This window comes from Longimicrobium sp. (assembly GCF_036280135.1).
GTDB lineage: Bacteria > Gemmatimonadota > Gemmatimonadetes > Longimicrobiales > Longimicrobiaceae > Longimicrobium.
Genome location: NZ_DASURI010000438.1, coordinates 1 through 5,847, shown reverse-complemented (window position 1 = coordinate 5,847; position 5,847 = coordinate 1). Strand labels below are relative to the sequence as shown.

The following is a 5,847-nucleotide window of genomic DNA, read 5'->3' as shown; positions in this document are numbered from 1 at the left end:
AGAGGCAGCAGAGTACTTCGGTTCCGCGCGGGATGAAGTACTCTGCTGCCTCTGCTCCCTCTGCGTGAGAAATGCAGTAAGAACCGGAGCAACGTGGGGCTCGTCCAGGCTGAACGGGCCTTCATCGCGCGATGAAGGACTCTGCGTCCTCTGCGGCTCTGCGTGAGAAACTGCAGTAAGAGCCAGAAATGAAGCGGGGCCCGTCCACCGAGTGGACGGGCCCCGTTCCGCGTGACCGGAAAGCCGAAGCTTAGCGGCCGGCGACGCGGCGCTCGCGGATGCGGGCGGCCTTGCCGCGCAGGGCGCGCAGGTAGTACAGCTTGGCGCGGCGCACGCGGCCCTGACGCACCAGCTCCACGCTGCCGATCATGGGCGAGTGCATGGGGAACGTGCGCTCCACGCCCACGCCGCCCGACAGCTTGCGGACCTTGAACGTCTCGTGGATGCCGCCGTGCTTGCGCGCGATGCACACGCCCTCGAACGCCTGGATACGCTCCTTCTCACCCTCGCGCACGCGCACGTTCACGCGCACGGTGTCGCCGGGCTGAAACTGCGGAAGGTCGCTCCGCAGGTATTCCTTCTGGGTCTCGATGAACGGATGCATTGGCTCGTGTCCTTTCAGTCTACGTAGTGGAGAGGTCGGGCCGGCCGCCTCGCTGTTCGAACGGCATACGCGCGCCGACGTCTACTCGTGGTCCGGGTGCTCCAGGAGCAGCTCCGGACGCCGCTCGCGCGTCAGGCGTTCCGCCTGCTCGCGCCGCCACGCGGCGATTTTGGCGTGGTCACCCGAGAGCAGAATCCCGGGGACCGTGAGCCCGCGATACTCCGCGGGCCGGGTGTAGGACGGCGCGCTGAGCGGGCCGTCATAGTGGCTGTCCGTGGACGCGCTCTCGTGGTCCGAGATGGCGCCCGGCAGCAGCCGGACTACCGCGTCGAGCATGGCCAGGGCGGGAATCTCGCCCCCGGAAAGGACGAAGTCGCCCAACGACAGCTCTTCCGTGGCCAGGTGCTCGGCCACGCGGTGGTCCACGTCCTTGTAGTGCCCGCAAAGGAAGGTGAGCTCCTCCCGCAGGCTCAGCCGGACGGCGTCCTCGTGCGTAAAGCGCCTGCCGCGCGCCGACATCAGCAGGATGGGGCCGTTCGGCCGGTCCGCCCCGTCGGGCGCCAGCGACGCCACCGCCTCCCAGAACGGCTCCGGCTTCATCACCATCCCCGCGCCGCCGCCGTACGGCAGGTCGTCCACCGTCTGGTGGCGGTCGTGGGTAAAGTCGCGCAGCTGCACCAGGTTGTACCGAACGAGCCCCGCCGCCGCCGCGCGCGCCGGGATGCTCAGCCCCAGCGGCCCCCGAAAGAAGTCGGGGAACAGCGTGACGACGTTGATGCGCATCGTCACAGCTCCAGCAGCCCCGGCGGAACCTCCAGCTCCAGCACCCGCTCCGCCGCGTCCAGCCGGCGGATGGTCTCGCGCACGAACGGGATGAGCAGCTCCTTGCCGCCCTCCCGCTTTACGCTCAGCAGGGGTCCCGACGGCGCGTCGTAGACGTCGGTGATGACGCCGATGTCCCCCTCCGCCGCCGTGACGATGCGCATGCCCAGGAGGTCGTGGTAGAACACCTCGTGCTCGTCCAGGGCCGCGGCCTGGCCCCGCTCGATGAGCAGGGTGCGGCCGCGCAGCTCCTCCAGCGCCGGCGTGCGGCCCGTGTGCTCCGCCACCTTCATGAGCATGCCGCCCTTGAAGGCGCGCGCCCGCTCGATGGTCAGGACGGCGTCGGAGCGCCGTCCCTTGCCATCGCCTAGGTGCAGCACGCGCCCCGGCGCGAACGCCGCGTCGGGGCGGTCCGTCTCCAGGCGAACGAAGAGCTCGCCCTTGATGCCGTGCGGCTTCTGGACCGTCCCGACGATCAGGTACTCGGGCTCAGACCCGGTCATCGCCCGCTGCCCGTGCGGCGAGATCAGGCCTGCTCGTCCGCCGCGGGCTCGGTGGCCTCGGCGTCCGTGGCCACCGGCGCGTCCGTGGCGGGCGCGTCCTCGGCACCGGCCGGGGCGGTCGCCTCGGCCGTGGGCTCCGTCGCCTCGGCCTCGACGGCCACGGCGTCGTCGGCCGAAGCCGTCGGCGCGGCGGGCTCGGCCGACTCGTCCGAACCGCCCGAGACGCGCTCCGTCACGGTCTCCACCACGCTCGACGCGGCCTCGGCCACGGCGGACGCGGCCGAAGCCACGGCACCGGCGGCGGCGGCGGCCACGCCCGAGACGGCCTTGGCGGCCTTCTTGGCGGTGCCCGTCACGGCCTCGGCGGCCTGGGCCACGGCGCCCGGCTCGGCGTTGAACACACCGGCCTTCTTGAACAGCGACTGCACGGTCTCGGTGGGCATGGCACCCTTGGCCATCCACTGGATCGCCTTGTCCCGGTCGACCACGAGGGTGGCGGGCGTGGTGGTCGGGTTGTAGTGGCCCACCTTGGCCACGAAGCGGCCGTCGCGAGGCATGCTGCTCTCGGCCACGACGATGCGGTAGTGCGGGGCCTTCTTACGGCCCATGCGGCGAAGACGGATCTTCAGCGCCATTGTGTAGCTCCTCGGGTTTGATCGGGTTGCGTCCAGGGCCGCCGGCGCTCTGCCGTGACCGGACGATCGAAAAGCAGGGAATAGGGAACAGGGAATAGGGAATAGCAATCAACTGCAGGTGCCGTTGCAGGCTATTCCCTATTCCCTAATACCTATTCCCTAGGCCCTCGGCGTGCCGCCTCCGAACGGCAGCTTCGGGAAACCACCGCCGCCGCCCCGGGGCATCATCCCCTGCAGCGACTTCATCTGCTTCATGAACTTCTGCATCTCCTTGAACTGCTCCAGGAGACGGTTGATCTCGCTCACCGGGCGGCCGCACCCCCGCGCGATGCGGGCGCGGCGCGGGCCGTTGAGCATCTCCGGCCGCTTGCGCTCCTGCTTGGTCATGGAGAGGATGATGGCCTCGATGTGCTTCATCCGCTGCGGATCCACCTTGACGTTCTTCAGCATCTTGCTGTTCACGCCCGGCAGCAGCTTGAGCAGGTTCTCCAGCGGACCCAGGTTCTGGAACTGGCGCAGCGCGATCAGGAAGTCCTCCAGATCGAACCGGCCCGCCCCCATCATCTTCTTCTCGAGCTTGGCGGCCTCGTCCTGGTCAAAGGCGCGCTGCGCCTTTTCCACGAGCGCGACCACGTCGCCCTGCTGCAGGATACGCCCCGCCATGCGGTCCGGCGCGAACTCCTCCAGCCCGTCCAGCTTTTCTCCGACGCCCAGGAACTTGATGGGCTTGCCGGTGACGCCAAAGATGCTGAGCGCGGCGCCGCCGCGGGCGTCGCCGTCCATCTTGGTGAGCACCACACCGCTCACGTCCAGGGCGTCGTCGAAGCCCTTGGCCACGTTCACCGACTCCTGGCCGATCATGCCGTCGGCCACGAACAGGATCTCGTGCGGCTGAAGCACCTCCTTGAGGCGCTTGAGCTCGTCCATGAGGTCCTCGTCGATCTGCAGCCGGCCCGCCGTGTCAAAGATCACCACGCGGTCGCGCTCCGTGCGCGCCTGCTCCAGCGCCCGCTTGGCGATGCCGATGACGTCCTTCGACCCCGGCTCGGCGTACACGGGGACGCCCACCTGCTCGCCCAGCGTCTGCAGCTGCTCCACGGCGGCGGGGCGGTACACGTCACAGGCGACAAGACGCGTCTGGCGCATCTCGCGCTTCATCTTGCGCGCGATCTTGCCGGCCGTGGTCGTCTTACCGGAGCCCTGCAGGCCCACCATCATGATGATGGTGGGCGGGATGGGCGCCAGCGCCAGGGGCGACTTGCGCTCGCCCAGCATGGACGTGAGCTCCTCGTGCACGATCTTCACGAGCTGCTGCCCCGGCGACACCGCCTTGAGCACGCGCTCGCCCAGCGCCTTCTCTTCCACGCGCTTCATGAAGTCGCGCGTGACCTGGAAGTTCACGTCGGCCTCCAGCAGCACGCGCCGGATCTCGCGAAGGCCCTCGCGGATCATGGGCTCCGTGAGCACGCCGCGCTGGCGCAGGCCGCTGAGTACGCCTTCGAGCTTGTCGCTTAGCTGATCGAACACTCGGATTCCGCCGTTCGCAAAAGCCGAAACGCCGCCCAGGCCGGAAGACCCCGGCCGAGCGGGAGATGCACAGCCCAATAACTTACAAGCAACCGCACCGTTTGCCAACCCTCCGCGCCCGCCCTGTTCCGCGGCGCGCCTCATCCGCGCGCTCCCACCGCGACAGGTTCGACACGCCGCGTGCGGCCCGTGTCGGATTTTGTCCCGTAGCGTGCTTCATCTGTTCCCGTTACGGTTCCGTCCACTCCGTGCACCAGGAGGTTGCGCCTATACGCCAAACCGTATAACATCAGGAGCGCCGATGAGTGATCGGATCGAGATCGTGCCCACGCCGTGGTACACGGCGGAAGTTCGGGCCCTGCCCCGGGAGGACCGGGATCGCATCGACCGGCGGCTGGAGACCTTCACGGGCAAGGGATGGGGCCCCGCGCAGCGTGATGCCACTCTAAAGCACTTGCGCGACGGGATCTATGAGCTGCGCGTGCTCGGGACGGGCGCCGCCTATCGGGTGCTGTTCTTTGTCATGCTGGGGCGTTCCCCGCGCGTCGTGGTGCTCACCACGTGCGTGGCCAAATCGGTGATGAAGAAGCGGCACCGGATGGATTCGGAGATCGACCGCGCGAGCAGCCGTCGCGCCGAGTGGCTCGAGGACCAGAAAAAGGGAGAGGACGATGAGCGTCAATGAGACCTGGGCGGAGTACATGGCCCGCAACCTCCAAGACCCGGAGTATGCCGTCGCGCATGCCATTGGCCGCCCCTTCCGCAATCTCTGCCTCAACGTCTGGAGCCTGCGGGAAACTAAGGGACTGACACAGCAGCAGCTCGCCGAAGCCGCGCAGATGAAGCAGCCGCGGATCGCCGACATCGAGCGCGACGAAGCCAATCCCACGCTGCAGACCATCTCGCGCGTCGCGTTCGCATTGGGCGTCACGGCCGACCGGCTGCTGGCGGAGCCGGACGAGGCGATGTTGGCGGAAGCCCGCAGCATCGTGGAGGCACGTGTCGCCACGTGGAGCCCCGCACGCCGGCGGCGGCTCGGTCTCTCGGACGACGAGCCGCAGCAATCCGAATCCGCTGCACCCCGGAAGCGTCGCAAGACCGCCTGACGCCGAACGGCGGGAGCCCGGGTGTCGCCGCAGGACCGTTCCGGGCGCCACGCGGAAGATCAGATCACCGGACAGGAGAAGACCATGCGGATCGAAGACCGGCTGCGGGAGCTGGGACTGGTGCTTCCCGAGCCGTTCCAGTCTCCCACCGGGCAGCCGTACCCGTTCCGGTGGGTGCGGGTGCGGGGAAACCGCGCCTACGTGTCCGGCCAACTGCCGCTGGCGCCGGACGGCTCCCTGGCGCAGCCCCTGGGCAAGGTGGGCGCGGAGGTGACGCCCGAGCAGGGCAGGCAGGCCGCGCGCCTGGCGGCACTGGCCGCGTTCGCGGGCCTCAGGCGCGAGCTGGGCGACCTGGACCGGGTGACGGCGTGGCTGCGCGTGTTCGGGATGGTGAACGTGGCGCCGGGGTTTACCCAGGTGGCGGGCGTGGTGAACGGCTTTTCCGAGCTGCTGATCGACGTCTTCGGCCCCGACGTCGGCGCGCACGCGCGTTCGGCCGTGGGGATGGCGGAGCTGCCCTTTGGGGTGGCCGTGGAGATCGAGGCGGAGGTGGAGATCGACGGCCGCGCGTGAGTCGGAGGACCATCCATGCAGACACGTGAGGGGCGGATCCGCGGGATCCGCCACTCACGCACTCACGCACTCACGCA

The 5,847-nt window shown here is 68.9% G+C and carries 8 protein-coding genes; 3 read left to right on the top strand and 5 right to left on the bottom strand.

Features of this window, described 5'->3' with window-relative positions; translation table 11 throughout:
• Positions 1-250: 250 nt before the first annotated feature.
• The 5 genes from rplS to ffh all read right to left on the bottom strand — a co-directional run bounded on the left by rplS (position 251) and on the right by ffh (position 4,091).
• Entirely contained in the window at positions 251-604 is a 354-nt protein-coding gene (gene rplS, locus VFZ20_RS14155; RefSeq protein ID WP_329684548.1) for a 50S ribosomal protein L19, read from the bottom strand.
• Positions 605-685: 81 nt separating this feature from the next.
• A complete protein-coding gene (trmD, locus tag VFZ20_RS14150) occupies positions 686-1,387 on the bottom strand; it encodes a tRNA (guanosine(37)-N1)-methyltransferase TrmD (protein WP_329684547.1) in 702 nt (233 codons plus the stop codon).
• 2 nt (positions 1,388-1,389) lie between these two features.
• Positions 1,390-1,929 (bottom strand): ribosome maturation factor RimM, encoded by a 540-nt coding sequence (gene rimM, locus VFZ20_RS14145; protein WP_329684546.1) that lies wholly within the window; start codon positions 1,927-1,929, stop codon positions 1,390-1,392.
• Between the two features lie 23 nt (positions 1,930-1,952).
• Complete coding sequence (gene rpsP, locus VFZ20_RS14140) at positions 1,953-2,564, bottom strand: 30S ribosomal protein S16 (RefSeq protein ID WP_329684545.1); 612 nt, start codon at positions 2,562-2,564, stop codon at positions 1,953-1,955.
• 159 nt (positions 2,565-2,723) lie between these two features.
• Entirely contained in the window at positions 2,724-4,091 is a 1,368-nt protein-coding gene (gene ffh / locus VFZ20_RS14135; RefSeq protein ID WP_329684544.1) for a signal recognition particle protein, read from the bottom strand.
• Positions 4,092-4,392: 301 nt separating this feature from the next.
• Between ffh and VFZ20_RS14130 the strand changes: the two genes are divergently transcribed.
• The 3 genes from VFZ20_RS14130 (at position 4,393) to VFZ20_RS14120 (ending at position 5,770) form a co-directional block, all read left to right on the top strand.
• A complete protein-coding gene (locus VFZ20_RS14130; RefSeq protein ID WP_329684543.1) occupies positions 4,393-4,776 on the top strand; it encodes a type II toxin-antitoxin system RelE/ParE family toxin in 384 nt (127 codons plus the stop codon).
• The gene (locus VFZ20_RS14125; RefSeq protein ID WP_329684542.1) at positions 4,763-5,197 is read left to right on the top strand and encodes a helix-turn-helix transcriptional regulator; all 435 of its coding nucleotides are present in this window, start codon (positions 4,763-4,765) and stop codon (positions 5,195-5,197) included. Before VFZ20_RS14130 ends, VFZ20_RS14125 begins: the two co-directional genes overlap by 14 nt.
• Positions 5,198-5,281: 84 nt before the next feature.
• Entirely contained in the window at positions 5,282-5,770 is a 489-nt protein-coding gene (locus VFZ20_RS14120; RefSeq protein WP_329684541.1) for a RidA family protein, read from the top strand.
• Positions 5,771-5,847: the final 77 nt, after the last annotated feature.

Excerpts from the sequence above, each read along its gene's own strand:
- rplS (WP_329684548.1), bottom strand. The coding sequence starts at position 604 with ATGCATCCGTTCATCGAGACCCAGAAGGAATACCTGCGGAGCGACCTT.
- trmD (WP_329684547.1), bottom strand. The coding sequence starts at position 1,387 with ATGCGCATCAACGTCGTCACGCTGTTCCCCGACTTCTTTCGGGGGCCG.
- rimM (WP_329684546.1), bottom strand. The coding sequence starts at position 1,929 with ATGACCGGGTCTGAGCCCGAGTACCTGATCGTCGGGACGGTCCAGAAG.
- rpsP (WP_329684545.1), bottom strand. The coding sequence starts at position 2,564 with ATGGCGCTGAAGATCCGTCTTCGCCGCATGGGCCGTAAGAAGGCCCCG.
- VFZ20_RS14130 (WP_329684543.1), top strand. The coding sequence starts at position 4,393 with ATGAGTGATCGGATCGAGATCGTGCCCACGCCGTGGTACACGGCGGAA.
- VFZ20_RS14125 (WP_329684542.1), top strand. The coding sequence starts at position 4,763 with ATGAGCGTCAATGAGACCTGGGCGGAGTACATGGCCCGCAACCTCCAA.
- VFZ20_RS14120 (WP_329684541.1), top strand. The coding sequence starts at position 5,282 with ATGCGGATCGAAGACCGGCTGCGGGAGCTGGGACTGGTGCTTCCCGAG.